Source organism: Streptomyces sp. NBC_00631 (assembly GCF_045206895.1).
Classification (GTDB): Bacteria; Actinomycetota; Actinomycetes; order Streptomycetales; family Streptomycetaceae; genus Streptomyces.
Genome location: NZ_CP107734.1, coordinates 5,224,815 through 5,245,933 on the forward strand (window position 1 = coordinate 5,224,815; position 21,119 = coordinate 5,245,933).

Below are 21,119 nucleotides of genomic sequence, written 5' to 3' on the forward strand. Positions count from 1 at the left end.
GTAAGCCTACGACTCGGTAATTGAAGTCTGGACGGACGCGGACGCGGCCCTGGCTCTCTTCAGCGTGCAGTCCTTGCACCGCCCGAAGATCGCGAAGTGCTTCATGTCCGTCTCGAAGCCGAACTCCCGCCGCAGCTTGGCCGTGAACTCCGCGGCCACCGCCACGTCCGCCTCGATCACGTTCTCGCAGTCGCGGCAGACCAGGTGGATGTGGTGGTGCCGGTCGGCGAGGTGGTACGTCGGCGCACCGTGCCCGAGATGGGCGTGGCTGACCAGCCCCAGCTCCTCCAGGAGCTCCAGGGTCCGGTAGACCGTGGAGATGTTGACCCCCGACGCGGTCTTCCTCACTTCACCGAGGATGTCGTCGGGGGTCGCGTGCTCAAGGGTGTCCACGGCTTCGAGCACGAGCTGCCGCTGCGGCGTCAGCCGATAGCCGCGCTGCCTGAGGTCGGTCTTCCAGTCGGTGCTCACCACACCGAAAGTCTAGGACTACTTCTGAAATCCAGAACTATTTGAAGAACGCGATGCCGTCGTCCGGCATGTCGTCGGGGAGGGCCTTGGCCCAGCGCTCGACGTCCTCCGGGGTGACGACCTTCTTCAGGTGCGCCGACATGTAGGGGCGCAGCTCGACCTCGGGGGTCTGCTTCTCGCCGACCCACATCAGGTCGCTCTTGACGTAGCCGTAGAGGCGCTTGCCGCCGCTGTACGGGGCGGAGGCGGCCGTACGGGCCACGGCGTCCGTGACCAGGTCGATCTGGGGCTTCTGGTCGGCCATCTCGCCGTACCAGATCTCGATCACGCCGTCGTCGCGGACCATCGTGACCTCGACCTTGCGGTTCGCGTCGATACGCCAGAAGCCGTGCTCGGTCTCCAGCGGGCGGACCTTGTTCCCGTCGTGGTCCAGCACCCAGCTCTGGGAGTGGTACTCCAGGAAGTCCCGCCCGTCGTGGCTGAAGGTGACCTCCTGGCCGAAGTTGCACTTCTCCGAGCCCGGGAAGTCGTGGACACCCGCGCCGGCCCAGTCGCCGAGCAGGAAGGCGAGCGGGACCAGGTCCTTGTGGAGGTCGGACGGAATCTCGATCATGAGTGGTGGTTCCTAGACTCGGACTCGGACTCGGTTCAGCGCTGGCCCTGGTACAGCTTCTTCACGGTCAGCCAGGCGAAGGCGATGACGCCGACGCAGACCAGGACCAGCAGGGTTTCGAAGAAGGCTTCCACGGGTGCTCCTTGAGCGAGGACGGGCGGACGTACAAGAGCCGGGCCCCAGCTTACGCGGCCCGGACCCGGCCCTCTTGGCGAGGTGTACCCCCGCGGGGTCAGTCCAGCAGTTCGCTCTGCAGGGTCACCGTCTGCTCGAAGGGGACGGCGGGCGCGCTGCCCCTGCGGGACTGGATGATCACGCCGACGGTGTCGCCGGAGGCCAGGTAGGCCTGCCGGGCCTGCCGGGCGCCGTACGGCTTGAGCTCCGTGTAGGGCGCCAGCAGGACGTGCTCGATCCTGGCCGGGTCCGGGAACTTCCCGTCGAGTTCGTACAGGTCGCCGTCGCGCAGCGCGTAGGTCGGCGCCGCCTGGCTCATGAGCTTCCCGTTGAGGATCGCCTCCGCGACGGCGGCCGTGTCGAACTGGAGCAGGTAGATCCGGGTGTGCGTGCCGTCGGGGGTGGTCCAGCCGCGGGCGGTGATGTGCCGCAGGCCGTTGTCGACGAGCGTCTGGCGCAGTTCGGCGCGGTCGTCCGCGGTGGCGAACTCGGCGAGGAAGCCCTTCGTCGGCAGCCAGCCGTCCGTCCCCTTGAGCGACGCGTCGACGGTGGCGCCCTTCGGCGCGGGCAGGACGAGTTCGCGCAGGTCGGCGAAGTGGGTGCCGGCCGGGTTGCGGGCGTCGTCGTTCGGGCCGGGGCTGCCGGAGGGCAGCGGGGGCCGCACGAGGACGGGGTACGCCCAGCGGCCGTCGGAGTGCGTGGCGAGACCGGGGACGTCGGTGCGGTCGAGGCGGGTGATGCCGTACGCCGTCCCGCAGCCGACGACGGCGAAGACGGCCACCGCGGAGCCCCAGCGGAGCGCGGCCCGCAGCAGCCGCCGGTCCTTGTGCTCCTTCTGAGGGGGCACGGAGCCGGCCTCGGGGGCGTCGGCGACGACGACGGCGACGGGCTCCGGCCGCTGGTTCACTTCCATGGTCATACGGCCGCCCCCGGCTCCTTGATACGGTCGAACTGGGCGCGGAGCATGTCCGCCGCGCTCTGCTTGTCCAGCGGCTTGCCCGCGGTGGCCGTGGCGGTGACCAGGATGTCGCCCACGTAGCCGGAGCAGAACATCATGTCGATGTGCACGTCCTTGTCGGCCGGCGTCAGGAAGCACGCGGTCGAGTCCTTGTACCCCTTGATCTCCGGGCCCTTGCGGAACACCTTCAGCGCGTCGAAGAGCTCCTTCTGGACGCCCGCCATGGAACGGACCGTCCGCTGGTTCCCCATCCGCGCCAGCACGATCTCCATCGTGTACGGGGAGCTCAGGCTGGTGTCCGTGCTCATGTAGCTGCGCATCGCCATGCCCTTGACCGGGTCCCGGTCGATCTGCCGCTCCAGCTCCCGCCGCTGCGAACGCGGCAGGTCCTTGACCGACTCCTTGCGCAGCAGGGTCGCCTGCGCGCCGGTCAGCGCGGCGTCCGACCCGAACTCGGCCATGTCCGGGCCCCGCCCGTACGTGTCGGCCTTGTACGGCAGCAGCATCCCCTGGAGGCCGGTGGCCGCGGCCGCCTTCGTCTCCTTGGCAGCCTTCGGCAGGCTCCAGACGGGAGCGCCGGGATCGCGGTCGGCGCCGCGCACGGTGACGACGGTGACGGCTCCGGCGGCGACAACGGCCAGGGCCAGAACGCCGGAGGCGACGAGGGCGGCAACACGACGGGGGTCACGCGGCCGCTTCGGGGCGGGGGCGGGGGCGTCGACGGGGGCCGGGGGGTCCAGGGGGGCCAAGGGCTCGACGGGGGCCGAAGGGTCTGCAGGGGCCGGGGTGGCGGGGGCCGACTCGGCGCGTGCCGCCGGCTCGACGACGGTCGGCTCGGCGAGCGTCGGCTCGGCGAGCGTCGGCTCGGGGGCCGTCGGCTCGGCGAGCGTCGGCTCGGGGGCCGTCGGCTCAGGGGCCGTCGGCTCAGGGGCCGTCGGCTCAGGGGTCTTGGAGGTTTGCGGGTGCTCGCTCACAGTTGCTCCATCTGCCGCTTCGCCAGGTCCAGTACCTTCGCCTTCGGGATCGGCTTCGTGTCGTAGATCCAGACCTGCATCTCGATGTCCCCGCGCCACGCGTGCGCCTCCGCCGAGTACAGGCTCACGCCGTAGGAGGTGTCGGGCTTGGGGTGGACGTACGCCATGCCGTCGCCCGTGCCGGGTATCGGCCAGCTCTCGGTGTCGTAGTCGTCCGACGGCTGGGCGTAGTAGTAGCCGTCGCTCGCCTCGTCGGCGGCCTCCGCGCCCTTCTCCTCCTGGCGGAACTGGACCAGCCGGATCTCGACGCTGTACGTGCTGCCCTCACGCCAGTCGGTGACGGCGGCCCGGCGGAACTCGTTGTCCGCGGCCAGGTTCCGGAAGGCACCCGCGGGAGACTTGTACGTCTCCGCGTATTCGCCGAGGTCCATCCACCCGTCCTCGCCCTCCTCGACCAGCCCCTTGCGCGCCCCGCCCGGCTTCTTCAGCAGCAGCTTGCGCAGATCGCCGTCGACCTTCACCTTCCGGTCCTGGGCGGCCGACAGCGGCTCCGGCCCGGCACCCTTCGCCTGCGCGAGCGACGGCTGGGAGAGGGGCGGCAGCGCGGTGGGCTCACGGTCGGCCTGGACGAGGTAACCGGCACAGGTACCGGCCACGACGCCGAGCACGGCGGCACCGGCGATCAACGCGACGGTACGGCGCCCTTTTCGCCCGCCCTCGGGCGTGGCTTGCACAAGCGTCTCCGGCGGTGCTTCCGGTGGCGCTTCTGGCCGGGGTTCCGGCGGTGTGTCTGGTACGTCCATTTCGGCCCCCTGTACACAACGGGAGCGCGGATTCCTTGATCCGCGCGCCACAGGAGACTCATGGTCGACTCAATGAGTTGTACAAGCATTAATTACGATCAGGACACCGCCGCCGGCCACACAGTCACCCCCGCCACGAGCAAGAGCGTGAGGTCGAGGGCGACCTGACGGTCCCCCATCCGCAGGTGGATCCGGACCGCCCCGATCTGCAGCAGCACGAACCCGACGGCGGGGAGACCCGGTCGGGGCCGGTGGTGCGGGCCGTCCAGGAATGCCGGCAGGCGGTGCTGTGGAACGGCACGGTCGGCATGACACTGGCCGGCCACGACCCGGGGGCCGGGCTCACGGTGCTGCCGGTCGTCGACATGCCGCCGAGCCGGGCGGCGGTGGCGTGGGCCGAGAGGAACGGCAACCCGTTGCTGCCGTCGTTCCTGCGGGTGGCGGTCGCCGCCTACCGGTGATCAGAGGAAGACGCGAGCGACCTCAAGCCACGTCCGCGCGTCCGCGCCGACCGCCGTGAGGCCGGTCCCGGCCAGGGACCTGCGGTGGGTGACCCGAAGGCAGAAGCCGAGCGGGGTCTGGCCGCTCCCTCGGCGGCGACGAGATCCGCGTCCCGGCCGCCCGCGTCGAACGCGTCGGGGGTGCGCAGGGCGACGAGGACGTTCGCATCGGCCGCCGCGAGGTGAGCGATCTGGTGCGCGATCGTCCAGCCCGCCGCCGGCGTGGGGAGGGACCAGTCGTCCTGCGCCGACACCAGCGCGTCGAGCTCATCGCCTTCGGCGACCAGGCCGGGCAGAGCGAGGCCGGAATCCAACCGGGACGTGTCCAGGCCGTAGTCCAACATCAGCGTTTGACGCCGTCGACGAAGGCCGACCACGCGGCGGCTTCGAAGAGGAGGGCACCGCGGGAGGGGTCCTTGCTGTCACGAACGGGGACGAGGGAGGGGAGACCGGCGGCGACTTCGATGCACTCGCCGCCACTCGTGTTGCTGTAGCTGCTCTTGTGCCAGGTGGCGGCGCGGAGGAGGTCGTCGGAGACTTCGATGCAGTTTCCGCCGTCGGAGTTGCTGTAGCTGCTTTTACGCCACGTCACATTGCTCAGGTCGATGGCTCGCACGGAACTTCCTCCAACGCTCGCAAGATGAACGTCCGCGACTCGGCGGGGGTCAGGGCCCGGTCACGTACGTCATCATATGTGCGGTGCAGGCGCTCAACCTTGCCTGTTTCTTCGATGAGTTCGCCCCGCACGTCGTTTTCGGCATAGGCGACAGTGCGGCCGTCAAGCAGACGCAGGAACATGGTGTCGGTGCTGTCCAAGCCGTGCAGCCCGGTGCCGAACGGCAGCACATGGAGTGACGTTCGGGCGCCCGGCAGCCTCCAGCAGATACTCCAGTTGCACACGCCAATCCTGGGGATCCCTAGCCGAGTTGCGCAGAGCCGCCTCGAAAAGAATGACGCGAAACGGCGGCGCATCTACACCCTCCAGCACGGTCCGACGGCCGATACGCGCATCGACCTGCTGGTCGAGTTCTTCGTCCTTCAAGCCACCAGCCGCGAGCGCCTCGCGCGCGTACCCACCCGTCTGAAGCAACCCTGGAGGCCTACTCACGGAGTACTGCCACAAGCTCACCGCCTCCGCCTCCAACGCCATGTACCGCCGGTACTGCTCCTTGAACTGCGACGGATCCCCAACCGCCAGCTCCCACAAGGCCAGCAGCAGCCCAGGCGTCCCATAGAACTGATCCAGCGCCTCCACGACCTCCGGGCTCCCCAGTGTCCGCCCGCTCTCCATCTTCCCGAAGTTGGACGCGTCCCAGCCCAGTTCCTCGGCCAGCCCCTTTAAGCTCACCCCCCTGTCCGCCCGCAGCAACCGCAGCTCCTCCGCGAACCGTTGCCTCGGCTCCTGACTGCGTCCCGTCACCACGCGCCGCTGCGGCACCGCGCCCCTCCCTGATTCGCCGTGGAATGTGTGGAATTAGCGCCGCCAGACGGGGAAGAACCGGTCCTCCTCGGCGCGCCGCCCCCGTCTCCCGGCCATCCTCGTAGCAGCCTCGACACGCAGAGTAGTCCAACTCTCGCATTTCGTATAGATGTTGGACAAAAGGAGCGAATGCCATGGAGCCCGGAACCCTGCTCTACGACACCGCCACCGACCAGGTCGGCGAGTACCGGGACCGGTCGGGGCCGTACGCGATGCTGCGTCCTGTGGGGGGAGGGAGAGAGTGGCAGGCCCACCCCTCGACGCTGCGGCCCGCCACCGACAGGGAGCGGCTGAGTGCGGGCGTGCGCGCGGCGAACGACCGTACGTGGGCGGTGCCGCCGGATCCCGAGGACCTCAGCCGGCCGCCCCGCCCCGTGCCCGGCTGCGCCGAGTGCGGCCACCTCGACGGCCGCCGCGAGACCGCCCGCGCCGCCCACGACCACAGCGCGGCCACCGACGCCAACGTGCTGCTGCGCCAGCACCAGCGGACGGAGCACCCGTGACCCGCCGGGTCTTCCGCCGTGCCGTCCACGAGGGGAAAACCCCCGATACTCTCCCGCGACTACGCTGCTCGTATGGCGAAGAAGCTGGTTATCAAGGTGACGGCGGGGGCGGACGCCCCTGAGCGGTGCTCGCAGGCGTTCACGGTGGCGGCGGTGGCCGTGGCCAGTGGCGTCGAGGTGTCGTTGTGGCTGACCGGCGAGTCCGCGTGGTTCGCCCTGCCGGGCCGCGCCGCCGAGTTCGAGCTCCCGCACGCGGCCCCCCTGCCGGACCTCCTCGACTCCCTCCTCGCGGGCGGTCGCGTCACCCTCTGCACCCAGTGCGCGGCCCGCCGCGACATCACGGAGAAGGACGTCATCGAGGGCGTACGCATCGCGGGCGCGCAGGTCTTCGTGCAGGAGGCGATGGCGGACGCCACGCAGGCCCTCGTGTACTAGCCGGTGGGGGTGCCGACGTCGTCGCGTTCCAGTGTGGAGCGGAGGTCCGAGAGGGCCTGTGCGACGGCCGGCAGGGCGGACTCGCCGAGGGTGTCCGCGAGCAGTCCGGCGAAGAGTTCGGCGAGCCGCTCGCCGGCCGTGGCCTCCGCCGCGTCGACGAGGGCCGTGCCGTCGCCGGTGAGCGCCAGCAGTGACGACCTGCGGTCCGAGGGATTGGGCTGCCGGACGACCCAGCCCTGCTTCTCCAGACGGTCGACACCCTTGCTGGTCGCCCCGATGCCGATGGCGAACGCGGCGGCGAGGTCCGCCACCCGGGACCCGGGACGGTCCCGCAGGTGACGCAGCAGCTCGAACTGCGACGTGACGATCCCGTGCCGCTCCCGGAGACGGTCGTTGAGTGCGTTGTACAGACGCGTCTCGCAACGGACGAGGTCATGGAAGAGACCCAGGAGGTCGGCGCCGTCGTCACCCGATCTATATGCCACGGCATATAGTGTAGCGGCATGCACTTCAGAGGGGAGCAGGGATGAGCAAGGAACAACGTGCGCTGCTCGACGCGAGGCTGCGACAGCCACGTCCCGTGGGGACCCCGTCGGTGGAGGGGATCCGGGCCGGGTTCAGGGCGCTGATGGCCGAGATGATCGTCCCGGCGGGGATCCGCACCACGGCCACGACGCTGGGCCCGCGCCCCGCGCTGCTCGTCGAAGCCGCCGAGGAGCCACGGGCCGGGACACTTATGTACTTCCACGGCGGCGGCTTCGTGTTCGGCTCCCCCGAGACCGCGCTGTCACTGACGGGCAATCTCGTGGTCAGAACCGGCTTCAGGGCCTTCTCGCTGGACTACCGGCTCGCCCCCGAGCACCCGTTCCCGGCCGCGATCGAGGACGGGCTGAGCGCCTACCGTGCCCTGCTCGACAGCGGCACGGACCCTTCGGGCGTGGCGTTCGCCGGCGACTCCGCCGGCGGTGGCCTGTCCATCACCACCTGTCTCGCCGCCCGTGACGCGGGCCTCCCGATGCCCGCGGCGATCGTGGCGTTCTCGCCGGGACTCGACGCGACCCGGACCGGCGAGAGCATGGACACCAAGGCGGGCATCGACCCCTTCTTCACCCGGGAGACCCTGGAACACACCGGGGCCATGTACCTCGCGGGGCAGGACCCCCACCACCAGCTGCTCAGCCCGGCCGTCCTCGCCGACCCGGCCGGCCTCCCGCCGATTCTGCTCCAGGCGGGTACCAACGAAGTCCTCCTGGACGACTCCACGCGCATGGCCGAACGGGCGCGAGCCGCGGGAGTGGACGTCGTCCTCGACATCACCGCCGACGTACCGCACGTGTTCCAGGCGTACGCCGGCGTCCTCGACGAGGCCGACGAGGCACTGGACCGCGCGGCACTCTTCCTCACCCAGCGCATCAGCACCGCGAGCGCGTAGGCGGAGCAGCAGCTAGGACCTCGGGGGCTTCTTCCCGTCCAGCTCGTCCCACCACTCGTCGGACTTGGGATCACCCGAGGGGTCGTCCCACCAGCGGTCGTCGGGCCCCCGGCGGTTGGCGACCATCGCGGCGACCGGCGGAATCACCATGGCCACCACGCACATCCCCACCGCGGCGGGAACCGACCAGAGACGCACGACCCCCCACGCCAGGACGAAGAGACCGATGCAGATCCCCATCATGACGAAGTAGACGCGACGACGACGGGCCAGCATGCATCCAGGGTAGGTCGGCACAGCCACTCCGGCGCCACGACGGAAACGTGCGTACGGGGCAGGGCCGACGGACGGAGTCCGGCGCAGCGACCCGAAGCCTGCGAAGCAGTGCGAGGGACGCGTCAGGAGGAACCCACGCGACGACGACGGGCCAGCATGCATCCAGGGTAGGTCGGCACAGCCACTCCGGCGCCACGACGGAAACGTGCGTACGGGGCAGGGCCGACGGACGGAGTCCGGCGCAGCGACCCGAAGCCTGCGAAGCAGTGCGAGGGACGCGTCAGGAGGAACCCACGCGACGACGACGGGCCAGCATGCACCCAGGGTAGGTCGGCACAGCCACTCCGGCGCCACGACGGAAACGTGCGTACGGGGCAGGGCCGACGGACGGAGTCCGGCGCAGCGACCCGAAGCCTGCGAAGCAGTGCGAGGGACGCGTCAAGAGGAACCCACGCGACGACGACGGGCCAGCATGCATCCAGGGTAGGTCGGCACAGCCACTCCGGCGCCACGACGGAAACCACGGGGTGGGTACGGCGGAGGGCCGCGCCCAGGGGGTTGGGCCCCCGGGGTGCGGCCCTCGGCCGTCGTGTTGCCGCTCTGCTCAGACCGCGATCGCGACCTCGGCCAGGCCGCCCTGCTGGGCGACGACCGTGCGGTCGGCGGTGGCGCCGGGGACGAGGGCGCGGACGGTCCAGGTGCCCTCCGCCGCGTAGAAGCGGAACTGTCCGGTGGCGGAGGTGGGGACCTCCGCGGTGAACTCGCCGGTCGAGTCGAGCAGGCGGACGTAGCCGACCACGGGCTCGCCGTCCTTCGTCACCTGACCCTGGATCGTGGTCTCACCGGGCTTGATCGTCGAGGGGTCCGGGCCGCCGGCCTTCGCTCCACACATGTCGTACTCCTGAGGATGGGGTCTTGAAAGGTCGGGCTGAGGGTCTTGCCGGGGGTCCTACTTGTTGGCGCCGAGCTCGATCGGGACGCCCACGAGGCTGCCGTACTCGGTCCAGGAGCCGTCGTAGTTCTTGACGTTCTCGACACCGAGCAGCTCGTGCAGGACGAACCAGGTCAGGGCCGAGCGCTCGCCGATGCGGCAGTACGCGATGGTGTCCTTGGCGAGGTCCACCTGCTCCTCGGCGTAGAGCTCCTTGAGCTCGTCGTCCGACTTGAAGGTGCCGTCGTCGTTGGCGTTCTTCGACCACGGGATGTTGCGGGCGGACGGGACGTGGCCCGGACGCTGCGACTGCTCCTGCGGCAGGTGGGCCGGCGCGAGCAGCTTGCCGCTGAACTCGTCGGGCGAACGGACGTCGACGAGGTTCTGCGAGCCGATGGCCGCCACGACGTCGTCACGGAAGGCGCGGATCGCGGTGTTCTGCGGCTTGGCCTTGTAGGTGGTCTCGGTGCGCTCCGGGACCTCCTCGACCAGCTCGCGGGCGTCCAGCTCCCACTTCTTGCGGCCGCCGTCGAGGAGCTTGACGTTCTCGTGGCCGTAGAGCTTGAAGTACCAGTAGGCGTAGGACGCGAACCAGTTGTTGTTGCCGCCGTAGAGGATCACCAGCGTGTCGTTGGCGATCCCCTTCGCCGACAGGAGCTTCTCGAAGCCCTCCTGGTCGATGAAGTCGCGGCGGACCGGGTCCTGCAGGTCCTTGGTCCAGTCGATGCGGATCGCGTTGCGGATGTGGTTCTTCTCGTAGGCGGACGTGTCCTCGTCCACCTCCACGATCGCGATCTCGGGGTTGTCCAGGTTGTCCTGGACCCAGTCGGCGTCGACCAGGACGTCGCTGCGGCTCATGCTCTTTCTCCTCCGGGGCAGTTGCGGCGGGGCGTGCGAGTGCGGTGGGTGCGCGTCGGCGCGCACGAATGCCCTCGGCGTGGGAGGGCAGGGGGATGCGGAGGCAGCGGCCTCCGCCGTCAGAAGGGGCGACAGAGCATGGCGGCGACGCGGCACAGGTCGACTGCCCGCCGCTTCGTGAGATCCGCCTGACGCTTCATGGGCTCGATCGTAGGGACGGATAAGCGGGCATGTCACCGGCATGTCGTATGGTGAGACGCGATCGTCCGAACTGTGAGACGAGATGAGGGCCCGGGGGGTGGTTCCGGGGCGGCCGGGCTCCTGTATCGGTCATCACATCTACTGTACGGACGCAGCCGTCTCGCGTGCTGGAACAGCGCCGGTCCCCGCCGTGCCGCTTCCTACCCGGCCAGCTTGACGTTCGAACCCTTCACCGCGATCTCCACACCGTCCTGCACGGCCTCCACCTTGGCCAGCTTGATGCCGCCGGGGAGCTGGTCGATCGCCTGCCGGAAGTCGGAGGCCTGGCGGAAGCGGTCCTCGGCGAGGCTGACACCGGCGAGCTTGGGGAGGTTGTCGGCGTGCACCTGCACGGTGTTGTTCCTGACGGTGACCGTGCTCAGGACGGTCACCTTCTGGTGGGCGCTGACGCCGGGGACCTTGACGTCGACGGTGACCTTGATCTTGCCGTTGCCGCCGTCGGCGAGACCGACGACCTGGCCGGTGAAGCCGAGACCCAGGTCGGCGGGTGCCGTCTGGGCGTTCTTCAGCAGCTCGCCGTAGGAGACGAGCGCGGTGCCGGTGGCGGTCTTCGCGGTGGCGGAGCTGTAGTCGCCGGTGAAGGTGACGTCCTTCATGTCGGCGTTCAGGTCCTCGACACGGATGGTCTTGCCGGCGGTGCCGGTGGTGGCGTCGTACTCCTTGATGCCGACATGGACGTCGTCGAGGGTGCCGCTCGCGACCTGGGTGAGGAACGGGAAGCCCTTGATGGAGACGTCGGGGGTGCTCGCGAGGTCCTCCGTCGTCTTCAGCTTGTCGGCGGCCTCGCCCTGGGCGAAGTGCACGGCGACCCGGTCGACGATCACGAAGAGGACGCCGATGACGACGACAACGATCAGAAAGATACGCAGGGCACGCATGTGGTCGGTTTCCCCAGGGGTCGGGTGCTCAGGACGGTCCCGACACGCTAACCCTGCGGGAGCGGGCCGACGGGGGATTGTCGAGCAGCTGTGACAGTGGGGGGCGGCCGCGGTTCTGGGGGCGGCCGCCCCCAGACCCCCGCATCGGGCGCCGGTCGGTGTTCGGGCGCGGGCCCGGTGGGGGCTGGTCGCGCAGTTCCCCGCGCCCCTTACGGGGCGCTGCCCAACCGGTGTTCGAAGCTCGACCGCTTCTCTTCGACCTCGCCGCTTCACCAACCGAGACGGGTGGGTGGGCGGGAGAGGCCTTTCGACCTCGCCGCTTCACCAACCGAGACGGGTGGGTGGGCGGGAGAGGCCTTTCGACCTCGCCGCTTCAGCAACCGAGACGGGTGGGTGGGCGGGAAAGCTAGTGCAGGATCCAGACCACCGGTGCCGCCGCCGTCAGCGGGAGCGCCACGCCTGCCGTGAAGTGGACGAACCTCGACGGGTAGTCGTAGCTCGCCGCGCGGTGGCCGACGAGGGCGCAGACCGCGGCCGCCGCTCCGATCAGCGCGCCCTTCGTGCCCAGCCCCGTCATGCCGCCCACGGCGATGCCCGCCCCGGCGGCCGCCAGCAGGGACACGGCCACCGAGGCCGGGGTCGGCAGCGGCAGCGCCCGTGCCAGGACCGCCACCGCGACCGCGACCGCGCCGACCGACACCGCGTCGGGGTCCGCGCCCAGGTAACCGGTCGCGATGATCGCCAGTGCGGAGGAGGCGACCGTGGCCATCAGGCCGTACATCCGGGTGTCGGGGTCCGCGTGCGAGCGGAGCTGCAGGACGAGGGTGAGCAGCACCCACACGCCCAGCGGGCCGAGGATCGCCGCCGGGGCCTGGTCGCGGCCCGCCACCAGGACCGTCACGTCCGCCGTGACCCCGCCCAGGAAGGCGAGCGCGATGCCCTGCCGGGCCGGCCACATGCCGTTCAGGCGGAACCAGCCCGCCGCCGTCACGGCCTGGAGGATCACCAGCGGGACGACCAGGGCGTACGAGGAGACCGGCGCCGCCACCGCGAGCAGCAGCCCCAGCACCGCCGTGAGCAGCGCCGGCTGCATGCCCGGCTCGATGATCGGCGAGCGGCCTTCGAGCCGGGCCCGCTGGGCGTCGGTGATCCGGGCGTTGCCCGACAGGGTCGCGGGGCCGTAGCCCGTGTCGGGTTCGGCGGCGGGGGCCGCGGCCGGGGCGGCCTGCGGCGCGCTGTACGCCTGCGGCTGCTCGGTGACGTACGGCCGCTCGTACGACCGCGGTGGCGTGTACGCCGCCTCGGCGGCCGCCGAAGGCGTGGCGGGGGCCTCCTGCACCGGGGCGTGCGTCTGCGTCTCCCAGGTCTGCCCCTGCCACTGCTGGGTGGCGTACTGCTGCTCGTCGTACCCCCACTGCGGCTGGGCGGGGGGCTGCTGCTGGTAGGGGTCGTAGCCCTCGTACGGCTGGTTGGTCATCGCTCTCGCTCACCCTCCTGCGAACGGCGGGAGCACCTCGACCGTGCCGCCCTCGGCCAGCCGTACCGTCTCATGTCCGCGCGTGCCCACGGGGTCACCGTCGATGAGGAAGGAGCATCGCCGCAGGACGCGCGCCAGTTCCCCGGGGTGTCGCGTGCGCACCGCGGCCAGCGCCTCGGCGAGGGTGTCCGCGTCGTACGGCTCCTCGGCGATGCCGGCCGCTGCCTTCGCGGCGGCCCAGTAGCGCACCGTGACCTTGGGCATCCGGTTCCTCAAGAGACTCGATAGAACATTCAGTCGGCTGTGTACCTGTGTACAGGGTCAGGCTAGCCCGCCCGGGCGGCCGCCCAGTCGCCGATCCTGGCCAGCAGCCGGTCGCTCGCCGCGTGTTCGGCATGGCCCATGCCCGGCTCCAGCCAGAGCTCGGCGGCGCCGCCCGCCGCGTCGGCCAGCATCCGGGGGTGGTCGACGGGGAAGTAGCCGTCGCTGTCGCCGTGCACGATCAGCAGCGGGGTCGGGGCGATCTTCGGCACCGCCTCCACCGGGGAGAGCGGCACCGGGTCCCAGTCGCGGTGGTGGATACGGGTGCGGAAGCCGTAGCGGCCGACCAGCCGTCCCTCCGGCCTGGTGACCAGCCAGTGGACGCGGCGCATGGGGGCGGTGCCCCGGTAGTACCAGCGGGCGGGGGACGACACGGAGACCACGGCGTCCACACCGGGGCGCAGCGCCGCGTGCCGCAGGACCACCGAGCCGCCCATCGAGAAGCCGACGGTGACCACGCGCGTGTGGCCGAGGTCCCGGGCCCACGCCACCGCCGCCGCCAGGTCGAGGACCTCGCGGTCGCCGACGGTGGTGCGGCCGGCGGACCGGCCGTGACCGCGGAAGGAGAAGCTGACCACCGGCGCGTGATCCGTCAGGGCGGCCACCACCCGTCGTACGTGTGGCCGGTCCACGTCTCCCGTGAAACCGTGGGCCATGACGAACACCAGGTCACTGGAAGGTGGCCGGGAGCCGTCGTATACGGCGGAGGCGGGATCGTATACGGAATCGATGGAAACCCCGTCGTCCGTGCGCAGAAACGTCCGCATAGGGGCGTTTCTGCTCGTCTCATATGCCGGACGAACGGTGGAACGGGCCACATGACCTGCCGAACCGATGCTCATGTGGGCTATTCTGCTGGGCAGAGGACTCGGGCAGCGCCGCCACCGGGTCCTTTTGTGCTTTCGTAAGGGTTGTATACGAAGCGGGAAACTCCAGGTGACCGCCGGTGTATGGAATCTCGGGAGCGCAGCGCAGTGTCATTGCACACAGTCCTCGCAGGGACCGAGGAGGAACCAGACATATGAGTTCTCTGCTGCTCCTGACCAACGCCCTCCAGCCATCGACAGAGGTGCTGCCGGCCCTCGGCCTGCTCCTGCACAACGTGCGGGTCGCCCCGGCCGAGGGACCCGCCCTCGTCGACACCCCGGGCGCCGACGTCATCCTGATCGACGGCCGCCGCGACCTCCCGCAGGTCCGCAGCCTCTGCCAGCTGCTCCGCTCGACCGGCCCCGGCTGTCCGCTGATCCTGGTCGTGACGGAGGGCGGGCTCGCCGCCGTCACCGCCGACTGGGGCATCGACGACGTACTCCTCGACACCGCGGGCCCCGCCGAGGTCGAGGCGCGGCTGCGGCTCGCCATGGGCCGCCAGCAGATCGTCAACGACGACTCGCCCATGGAGATCCGCAACGGCGACCTGTCGGTGGACGAGGCGACCTACAGCGCGAAACTGAAGGGACGGGTCCTCGACCTCACCTTCAAGGAGTTCGAGCTGCTGAAATACCTCGCCCAGCACCCCGGCCGGGTGTTCACTCGCGCACAGCTGCTGCAGGAGGTCTGGGGGTACGACTACTTCGGCGGCACCCGGACCGTCGACGTGCACGTACGACGGCTGCGCGCCAAGCTCGGCGTGGAGCACGAGTCCTTGATCGGAACCGTCCGGAACGTCGGTTATCGATTCGTTACACCCGAGAAGGGCGACCGGGCCGGTGACACGGCCAAGGCGCACGCGGACCGGCCAAAGCCGGAGGATGCGGACGCATCGGCGGCCCTGGACGCGGTCGAGGTGCCGACGGAGGCGTAGTCGTCGTCCGGGCGAGGCATGGCCGTCGCCCGGACGGGGCATTGCTTCCGCAAGCGAAGGCTCGATTCGCCCTGCCCAGAGCCGGTCCATCCGCGTAGACTCCGCGCGTGGCCAAGGTGACTCGGGATGATGTGGCGCGGCTGGCGGGGACTTCCACCGCCGTCGTCAGTTATGTCATCAACAACGGACCCCGGCCGGTCGCCCCGGCAACGCGCGAGCGCGTCCTCGCCGCGATCAAGGAGCTGGGGTACCGCCCCGACCGGGTCGCCCAGGCGATGGCGTCCCGGCGCACCGACCTCATAGGTCTGATCATCCCGGACGCCCGCCAGCCGTTCTTCGGCGAGATGGCGCACGCGGTCGAGCAGGCGGCGTCCGAGCGCGGAAAGATGGTGCTGGTCGGCAACACCGACTACGTCGGCGAGCGCGAGGTCCACTACCTGCGCGCGTTCCTCGGGATGCGGGTCTCGGGCCTCATCCTCGTCTCCCACGCGCTGAACGACTCGGCGGCCGCCGAGATCGAGGCCTGGGACGCCCGGGTGGTGCTGCTCCACGAGCGGCCGGAGGCGATCGACGACGTGGCGGTGGTGACGGACGACCTCGGCGGCGCCCAGCTCGCCGTCCGCCATCTGCTGGAGCACGGCTACGACTACGTGGCCTGTATGGGCGGTACGGCGGACACGCCGGCCGTCGGCGACCCGGTCTCCGACCACGTCGAGGGCTGGCGACGCGCCATGGCAGAGGCGGACCTGCCCACGGAGGGCCGGCTGTTCGAGGCGCCGTACAACAGGTACGACGCGTACCGGGTCGCCCTTGACATCCTCTCCGGCCCCCACCGTCCCCCGGCGATCTTCTGCTCCACCGACGACCAGGCACTCGGCGTGCTGCGGGCGGCGCGGGAGCTGCGGATCGAGGTGCCGGGGGAGCTGGCGGTGGCGGGCTTCGACGACATCAAGGAGGCGGCGCTCGCGGATCCCCCGCTGACGACGATCGCCTCCGACCGCCCGGCGATGGCCCGCGCGGCGGTGGACCTGGTCCTGGACGACGGGCTGCGGGTGGCCGGGTCGCGGAGGGAGCGTCTGAAGACGTTTCCTTCGAGGCTGGTGGTGCGTGGGTCCTGCGGGTGCGCGTAGTTCTTCGGCCGCGGGTGCGCAGTGGTTTTCCGACCGTGGTGCGGGTCGTTCTTTGACCGCAGGTGCGTCGTGATTGCTCGCGCAGTTCCCCGCGCCCCCAAAGGGGCGCGGGGCTGTATCGATATGCGGCTCCGCCGCGTGGGCGCGACCAGCCCCCACCGGCCCGCACCCGCCAAACTCGCGGACTCACAGCAAAGGCTTCATGAACCTCGTCTGAGAACCGGCCGCGACCTGCGAGAAGGTTCTTTATATCGGGCAAACGAGCTTCTCGCGGCGTTCTCAGCGGGCACTCAGGGAGCTCTCATGGTCACGGGACAAGCTACTTGTCATGACCGAGAGCTTCCGCCGCAGCGGCGAGTACGAGAACCCGCAGGGTCCCCAGGGTGACGCCTACCAGGGCGCGTACCCCCAGCAGCAGCACGCCTCTTCCCCCTCCCCCGTGAACCCGGAGTGGCCTCCCCCGCCCGCCCACCAGCCGACGGTCGACGCCGGCCAGGGCGGCCACGGCGGCGGTACGGCCGTACTCCCCACCGTCGGCACCGACGCGGAGCACCCGGCGGAGCACTCGGAGTACTCGGCCCACGCCAAGAAGAAGAGCACCCGGGGCCCGATAGCCCTGCTCGCCGCGGTCGCGATCGTCGCGGCGGCCGTCGGCGGCGGCACCGCGTACGCCTTCCAGGAGCTGACCGGCAAGAACGACGTCGTCTCCAGCAGCACCACCACCAGCGTGGTGCCCTCCAGCAAGAAGGGCGACGTCGCCACGATCGCCGCCAGGGTCAGCCCGAGCGTCGTCGAGGTCAACGCGACCCTCAGCAACGGCACCTCCACCGGCTCCGGTGTGATCATCACCAGCAACGGCGAGATCGTCACCAACAACCACGTCATCTCCGGCGCTCAGTCGATCAAGGTGACGACCAGCAACGGCAAGTCGTACACCGCCACGGTCGTCGGCACCGACAGCGCCAAGGACCTCGCCCTCCTCAAGCTCCAGGGCGCCTCCGGCCTCACGGCCGCCACCCTCGGCAACTCCGACGGGGTCCAGGTCGGCGACCAGGTCGTGGCGATCGGCTCGCCCGAGGGCCTGACCGGCACCGTCACCAGCGGCATCGTCTCCGCGCTCAACCGGGACGTCACCGTCTCCACCGACGAGGGCCAGCAGCAACAGCAGGGCGACGGCAGCGGCCAGTGGCCGTTCTCCTTCGGCGGCCAGCAGTTCAACGGCGACACCGGCTCGTCCACCACGACCTACAAGGCGATCCAGACCGACGCGTCCCTCAACCCCGGCAACTCCGGCGGCGCGCTGATCGACGCCAGCGGCAACATCGTCGGCATCAACTCCGCGATGTACTCGGCCAGTTCCGACTCCTCGTCGTCCTCCTCGGACGCGGGCAGCGTCGGCCTTGGCTTCGCCATCCCGATCAACACCGTGAAGTCCGACCTGGCCAAGCTGCGGGCCGGCTCCACCAGCTGAACCACCCGGCACCAGAGCACCAGAGCAAGGGAGTACGTCATGATCAAGCAGGTTTCGCACACGATGGCCGCCGACAGCCCGGCCGGGTTCAGCCTGGCCCTTGCCGTGGCGTACGAGCTCCACGCACCGACCGAGGCGGTGGTGGCACCGACCCCGGCCCCGCGCGCCCCGGAGGTGGCGTCGGCCCCGCGCGCCCCGGAGGTGGCGTCGGCCCCGCAGCTGATGGGGCTGCGGACGTCCGCGGCCCGGCCGCACCAGCGCAAGGTTCCGCTGAGCCGCATGACCCTGGTGCGCGGCTAGGGGCGTACCGCCTCACCAGCGTGCATACCCGACAGCCCGGAAACATGCGAGGCTGAGAGGCGTCCCGACCAAGACCCACCGCACCCCGAGGAACCGCGAGCGATGAGCCCCGCCGATGGCGACCGTGAATCCCAGCGCATCCTGATCGTCGACGACGAGCCGGCCGTACGCGAAGCCCTCCAGCGCAGCCTTGCCTTCGAGGGGTACGAGACCGAGGTCGCGGTCGACGGCGCGGACGCGCTGGAGAAGGCGACGGCCTACAAGCCGGACCTGATCGTCCTCGACATCCAGATGCCCCGCATGGACGGCATGACCGCCGCCCGCCGCATCCGCGGGGCCGGCGACACCACCCCGATCCTGATGCTGACGGCCCGCGACACGGTCGGCGACCGCGTCACCGGACTCGACGCCGGGGCCGACGACTACCTGGTCAAGCCCTTCGAACTCGACGAACTCTTCGCCCGCATCCGTGCCCTGCTGCGCCGCAGCTCCTACGCGGCCTCCGTGGCCGACGGCGCCCAGGAGGACGAGGCGCTCACCTTCGGCGACCTGCGCATGGACCTGGCGACCCGCGAGGTCACCCGGTCCGGCCGCCAGGTCGAGCTGACCCGCACCGAGTTCACCCTCCTGGAGATGTTCATGGCGCACCCGCGCCAGGTCCTCACCCGCGAGCAGATCCTGAAGGCCGTCTGGGGCTTCGACTTCGAGCCGTCCTCGAACTCCCTCGACGTCTACGTCATGTACCTCCGCCGCAAGACCGAGGCCGGCGGCGAGCCCCGCCTCGTCCACACCGTGCGCGGCGTCGGGTACGTCCTGCGCCAGGGCGGCGCCGAGTGAACAGGCTCGCCACCCGCTTCCGCACCCTGCCGATCCGCGCCCGCCTGTCGATGCTGGTCGCGGCAGCGGTGGCGTTCGCGGTGGCGGCGGTTTCGGTGACCTGCTGGTTCATCGTGCAGGGGAAGCTGTACGAGCAGCTTGAGAGCGACCTGCAGAAGGTGCGGGGGCCGGCGAACATGGTCGCCCAGAACGCACTCATCGACTGCACCAGCACGGTTCAGGACACCAACGGCCTGCGGATCGGCTACGGCCAGGTGGTCAAGACGGACGGCTCGTTCTGCCTCACCCACGACGCCACGGGCGTGATCAAGGTCAGTCAGGCCGAGAAAGACCTCATCAAGGCCGGGAACACCGACACCCTGTACTTCGGCAACGGCACCGACACGGACGGCAACCCGCTGCGCGTGATGACCCAGGTGTTCGCCACCGACAGCGGCTCCTACGTCGGACTGATCACCGCGGTCCCCCTGAAGAGCACCCAGGACACCCTCAAAGACCTCGCGCTGATCCTCCTCCTCGTCTCCGGTATCGGCGTCCTCGGCGCCGGAGCCGCCGGTCTCGCCGTCGCCCGCGCCGGTCTCCGCCCCGTCGACAAGCTCACGGAGGCCGTCGAGCACGTCGCCCGTACCGAGGACCTGAGTGTCCGCATCCCGGTGGAGGAGGAGTCGGACGACGAGATCGCGCGGCTGTCCCGCTCGTTCAACAGCATGACCACGTCCCTGGCCAGCTCCCGGGAGCTCCAGCAACAGCTCATCGCGGACGCCGGTCACGAACTCCGCACCCCCCTGACCTCCCTCCGCACCAACATCGAACTCCTCACCCGCAGCGAGGAGACCGGCCGCCCCCTCCCCCCGGCGGACCGCAAGGCGCTGCTCGCCTCGGTGAAGGCGCAGATGACGGAGCTGGCGTCGCTGATCGGCGACCTCCAGGAGCTGTCCCGCTCGGAGGGGCAGCGTGGCGAGCGGGTCCAGGTCGTGGCCCTCCAGGACACGGTCGAGGCGGCCCTGCGCCGCGCCCGCCTGCGCGGGCCGGAGCTGACGATCGCGGCGGACGTCCAGCCGTGGTTCGTACGGGCGGAGCCCTCCGCCCTGGAGCGGGCGATCGTCAACATCCTCGACAACGCGGTGAAGTTCAGCCCGGAGGGTGGCAAGATCGAGGTCACCCTGGAGCGCGGCGTCCTCACGGTCCGCGACCACGGTCCCGGCATCGCCGAGGACGAACTCCCCCACGTCTTCGACCGCTTCTGGCGCTCCCCGAGCGCACGGGCCCTGCCGGGCTCGGGGCTGGGTCTGTCCATCGTGGCGCGCACCGTCCAGCAGGCGGGCGGCGATGTCACCCTGGCCCGCGCCAACGGCGGCGGCACGGTGGCGACGGTACGGCTGCCGGGGGCGCCTACGGCTCCGCCGGAGACGGCGGGGGAGGGGGTTTGAACTCCGCCCAGAAGACCTCCTCAATCAGGATCTGCGGATCTTGAGTCCGACGGGTGAAGGTGTATTTCAGCCAACCATTACCGTGGTCGAAGTAGAGCGCGTAGGCGCCCTTCGGCTGGGTGCTACGGATCGGCCGGACTTTCATGCCCTCGGGGAGGCCTGCGTCGGATTCGATGCCGCGGAAGCAGGGGTCCTTGGCAGTGACCAGCTCGGCACGCACGGCGTAGACCATTTCCCGCACGTGCGTAGGCAGCGCTTCCAGAGCAGCCAGAGCATCGAGCCGCCAGTCCATCTGCCAGGGCGGCCCCATGAAACCGTCGGTCACTCCCCGGGCTCCACGGCCCGCATCCGATGGCGGATCCGCGCCGCCTCCTCAAGGAGGGCCTTGGCCTCGTTGATGTCGGTGCACGCGTTCCCGGCCCGGTACTCAAGATCACGCACATGCGCGTCCAGCTTGGGGTCGCGTGCGAGGGCGTACTCACCCCACCAGAAGGCCATGAATGCCCACAGGGGACCCACGTCGTACGCGTCGGCGATCGCCCATTTCCAGTGCGCGTCAAAATCCGGAAGCAGCACGGGCACGTGCTCGGCGATGGCCGCGCGCAGCGCCTTCGGCGTCCGCTCCGGCATCGGCGGGATGACCTGGTCGTTCTCCGTGGCGTGAGCGGTCATGACCGATGCCCTCCTTCGGCGCTTCAGGTCTACGACCATAGCCGCCCCGCACTCCGTGGATCAGTCGTTCGTGTCGTGGTCACGGGATTCAGCGTGTGGGCGGCAACGCCTCGAACATCAGGACTTCGGGCAT

Annotated in this window: 27 protein-coding genes and 2 pseudogenes; 10 read left to right on the top strand and 19 right to left on the bottom strand. The window is 70.3% G+C overall.

Features of this window, described 5'->3' with window-relative positions:
- Positions 1-6: 6 nt before the first annotated feature.
- From OHB00_RS23870 to OHB00_RS23890, 5 genes are all read right to left on the bottom strand, one after another.
- Positions 7-474 (bottom strand): Fur family transcriptional regulator, encoded by a 468-nt coding sequence (locus tag OHB00_RS23870; RefSeq protein ID WP_406437386.1) that lies wholly within the window; start codon positions 472-474, stop codon positions 7-9.
- Positions 475-508: 34 nt separating this feature from the next.
- Positions 509-1,084 (bottom strand): FABP family protein, encoded by a 576-nt coding sequence (locus tag OHB00_RS23875; protein ID WP_406437388.1) that lies wholly within the window; start codon positions 1,082-1,084, stop codon positions 509-511.
- 232 nt (positions 1,085-1,316) lie between these two features.
- Positions 1,317-2,177 carry a hypothetical protein gene (locus OHB00_RS23880; RefSeq protein ID WP_406437390.1) on the bottom strand — a complete coding sequence of 287 codons (861 nt, stop codon included), beginning with the start codon at positions 2,175-2,177 and terminating at the stop codon, positions 1,317-1,319.
- The gene (locus OHB00_RS23885; protein WP_406437392.1) at positions 2,174-3,190 is read right to left on the bottom strand and encodes a hypothetical protein; all 1,017 of its coding nucleotides are present in this window, start codon (positions 3,188-3,190) and stop codon (positions 2,174-2,176) included. The genes OHB00_RS23880 and OHB00_RS23885 overlap by 4 nt, the downstream gene beginning before the upstream one ends.
- The gene (locus OHB00_RS23890) at positions 3,187-3,924 is read right to left on the bottom strand and encodes a hypothetical protein (protein ID WP_406437394.1); all 738 of its coding nucleotides are present in this window, start codon (positions 3,922-3,924) and stop codon (positions 3,187-3,189) included. The genes OHB00_RS23885 and OHB00_RS23890 overlap by 4 nt, the downstream gene beginning before the upstream one ends.
- A 293-nt stretch (positions 3,925-4,217) precedes the next feature.
- On the opposite strand from OHB00_RS23890, the pseudogene OHB00_RS23895 reads away from it, so the two are divergent.
- Positions 4,218-4,454: pseudogene (locus OHB00_RS23895) on the top strand (LysR family transcriptional regulator); the annotation flags it as partial.
- On the opposite strand, the gene OHB00_RS23900 reads toward OHB00_RS23895, so the two are convergent.
- From OHB00_RS23900 to OHB00_RS23910, 3 genes and pseudogenes are all read right to left on the bottom strand, one after another.
- Positions 4,445-4,837: a maleylpyruvate isomerase N-terminal domain-containing protein gene (locus OHB00_RS23900; protein WP_406437395.1), complete on the bottom strand. Its 393-nt coding sequence runs from the start codon at positions 4,835-4,837 to the stop codon at positions 4,445-4,447. The pseudogene OHB00_RS23895 and the gene OHB00_RS23900 sit on opposite strands and share 10 nt — an antisense overlap.
- The gene (locus OHB00_RS23905) at positions 4,837-5,109 is read right to left on the bottom strand and encodes a DUF397 domain-containing protein (RefSeq protein ID WP_406437397.1); all 273 of its coding nucleotides are present in this window, start codon (positions 5,107-5,109) and stop codon (positions 4,837-4,839) included. Before OHB00_RS23905 ends, OHB00_RS23900 begins: the two co-directional genes overlap by 1 nt.
- Positions 5,091-5,931: pseudogene (locus OHB00_RS23910) on the bottom strand (helix-turn-helix domain-containing protein). Before OHB00_RS23910 ends, OHB00_RS23905 begins: the two are co-directional and overlap by 19 nt.
- A 176-nt stretch (positions 5,932-6,107) precedes the next feature.
- Here OHB00_RS23910 and OHB00_RS23915 point away from each other — a divergent pair.
- Positions 6,108-6,476, top strand: coding sequence for a hypothetical protein (locus tag OHB00_RS23915; RefSeq protein WP_406437399.1), 369 nt, complete (start codon positions 6,108-6,110; stop codon positions 6,474-6,476).
- A gap of 72 nt (positions 6,477-6,548) precedes the next feature.
- On the top strand, positions 6,549-6,911 hold the full coding sequence (locus tag OHB00_RS23920) for a DsrE family protein (protein WP_406437401.1): 363 nt from the start codon (positions 6,549-6,551) through the stop codon (positions 6,909-6,911).
- On the opposite strand, the gene OHB00_RS23925 is transcribed toward OHB00_RS23920, so the two are convergent.
- On the bottom strand, positions 6,908-7,396 hold the full coding sequence (locus OHB00_RS23925; protein WP_406437403.1) for a MarR family winged helix-turn-helix transcriptional regulator: 489 nt from the start codon (positions 7,394-7,396) through the stop codon (positions 6,908-6,910). The two genes, OHB00_RS23920 and OHB00_RS23925, sit on opposite strands and share 4 nt — an antisense overlap.
- A gap of 41 nt (positions 7,397-7,437) precedes the next feature.
- On the opposite strand from OHB00_RS23925, the gene OHB00_RS23930 reads away from it, so the two are divergent.
- Positions 7,438-8,343 (top strand): alpha/beta hydrolase, encoded by a 906-nt coding sequence (locus tag OHB00_RS23930; RefSeq protein ID WP_406437405.1) that lies wholly within the window; start codon positions 7,438-7,440, stop codon positions 8,341-8,343.
- A gap of 12 nt (positions 8,344-8,355) precedes the next feature.
- Here the strand turns inward: OHB00_RS23930 and OHB00_RS23935 are convergent, their stop codons facing one another.
- From OHB00_RS23935 to OHB00_RS23970, 8 genes are all read right to left on the bottom strand, one after another.
- Complete coding sequence (locus OHB00_RS23935) at positions 8,356-8,619, bottom strand: DUF3099 domain-containing protein (protein ID WP_406437407.1); 264 nt, start codon at positions 8,617-8,619, stop codon at positions 8,356-8,358.
- A 604-nt stretch (positions 8,620-9,223) separates the two neighbouring features.
- Positions 9,224-9,511, bottom strand: a complete 288-nt coding sequence (locus OHB00_RS23940) for a DUF1416 domain-containing protein (protein WP_093501297.1) — start codon at positions 9,509-9,511, stop codon at positions 9,224-9,226.
- Between the two features lie 57 nt (positions 9,512-9,568).
- Positions 9,569-10,408, bottom strand: coding sequence for a sulfurtransferase (locus OHB00_RS23945; RefSeq protein WP_406437408.1), 840 nt, complete (start codon positions 10,406-10,408; stop codon positions 9,569-9,571).
- A 119-nt stretch (positions 10,409-10,527) separates the two neighbouring features.
- Positions 10,528-10,608, bottom strand: coding sequence for an Ms5788A family Cys-rich leader peptide (locus OHB00_RS23950; RefSeq protein WP_350751515.1), 81 nt, complete (start codon positions 10,606-10,608; stop codon positions 10,528-10,530).
- Positions 10,609-10,809: 201 nt separating this feature from the next.
- Positions 10,810-11,547 carry a DUF2993 domain-containing protein gene (locus tag OHB00_RS23955; RefSeq protein ID WP_406437410.1) on the bottom strand — a complete coding sequence of 246 codons (738 nt, stop codon included), beginning with the start codon at positions 11,545-11,547 and terminating at the stop codon, positions 10,810-10,812.
- Between the two features lie 406 nt (positions 11,548-11,953).
- Entirely contained in the window at positions 11,954-13,024 is a 1,071-nt protein-coding gene (locus tag OHB00_RS23960; protein ID WP_406437412.1) for a hypothetical protein, read from the bottom strand.
- A 9-nt stretch (positions 13,025-13,033) separates the two neighbouring features.
- Positions 13,034-13,288, bottom strand: coding sequence for a MoaD/ThiS family protein (locus OHB00_RS23965; RefSeq protein WP_093501288.1), 255 nt, complete (start codon positions 13,286-13,288; stop codon positions 13,034-13,036).
- Positions 13,289-13,350: 62 nt separating this feature from the next.
- A complete protein-coding gene (locus tag OHB00_RS23970; RefSeq protein WP_406437414.1) occupies positions 13,351-14,187 on the bottom strand; it encodes an alpha/beta hydrolase in 837 nt (278 codons plus the stop codon).
- 179 nt (positions 14,188-14,366) lie between these two features.
- On the opposite strand from OHB00_RS23970, the gene OHB00_RS23975 reads away from it, so the two are divergent.
- The 6 genes from OHB00_RS23975 to OHB00_RS24000 all read left to right on the top strand — a co-directional run bounded on the left by OHB00_RS23975 (position 14,367) and on the right by OHB00_RS24000 (position 20,314).
- The gene (locus OHB00_RS23975; RefSeq protein WP_406437416.1) at positions 14,367-15,146 is read left to right on the top strand and encodes a response regulator transcription factor; all 780 of its coding nucleotides are present in this window, start codon (positions 14,367-14,369) and stop codon (positions 15,144-15,146) included.
- A 107-nt stretch (positions 15,147-15,253) separates the two neighbouring features.
- Entirely contained in the window at positions 15,254-16,276 is a 1,023-nt protein-coding gene (locus tag OHB00_RS23980; protein WP_406437418.1) for a LacI family DNA-binding transcriptional regulator, read from the top strand.
- A 328-nt stretch (positions 16,277-16,604) separates the two neighbouring features.
- On the top strand, positions 16,605-17,747 hold the full coding sequence (locus OHB00_RS23985) for a S1C family serine protease (protein WP_406437420.1): 1,143 nt from the start codon (positions 16,605-16,607) through the stop codon (positions 17,745-17,747).
- Between the two features lie 39 nt (positions 17,748-17,786).
- A complete protein-coding gene (locus OHB00_RS23990) occupies positions 17,787-18,047 on the top strand; it encodes a hypothetical protein (RefSeq protein ID WP_406437422.1) in 261 nt (86 codons plus the stop codon).
- A 102-nt stretch (positions 18,048-18,149) separates the two neighbouring features.
- Positions 18,150-18,884 carry a response regulator transcription factor gene (locus OHB00_RS23995; RefSeq protein WP_406437424.1) on the top strand — a complete coding sequence of 245 codons (735 nt, stop codon included), beginning with the start codon at positions 18,150-18,152 and terminating at the stop codon, positions 18,882-18,884.
- Positions 18,881-20,314, top strand: coding sequence for an ATP-binding protein (locus OHB00_RS24000; RefSeq protein WP_406437426.1), 1,434 nt, complete (start codon positions 18,881-18,883; stop codon positions 20,312-20,314). Before OHB00_RS23995 ends, OHB00_RS24000 begins: the two co-directional genes overlap by 4 nt.
- Here the strand turns inward: OHB00_RS24000 and OHB00_RS24005 are convergent.
- Together OHB00_RS24005 and OHB00_RS24010 are read right to left on the bottom strand one after the other, a co-directional pair.
- Positions 20,277-20,639, bottom strand: a complete 363-nt coding sequence (locus OHB00_RS24005; protein WP_406437428.1) for a hypothetical protein — start codon at positions 20,637-20,639, stop codon at positions 20,277-20,279. The two genes, OHB00_RS24000 and OHB00_RS24005, sit on opposite strands and share 38 nt — an antisense overlap.
- The gene (locus OHB00_RS24010; protein WP_406437430.1) at positions 20,636-20,986 is read right to left on the bottom strand and encodes a hypothetical protein; all 351 of its coding nucleotides are present in this window, start codon (positions 20,984-20,986) and stop codon (positions 20,636-20,638) included. Before OHB00_RS24010 ends, OHB00_RS24005 begins: the two co-directional genes overlap by 4 nt.
- Positions 20,987-21,119: the final 133 nt, after the last annotated feature.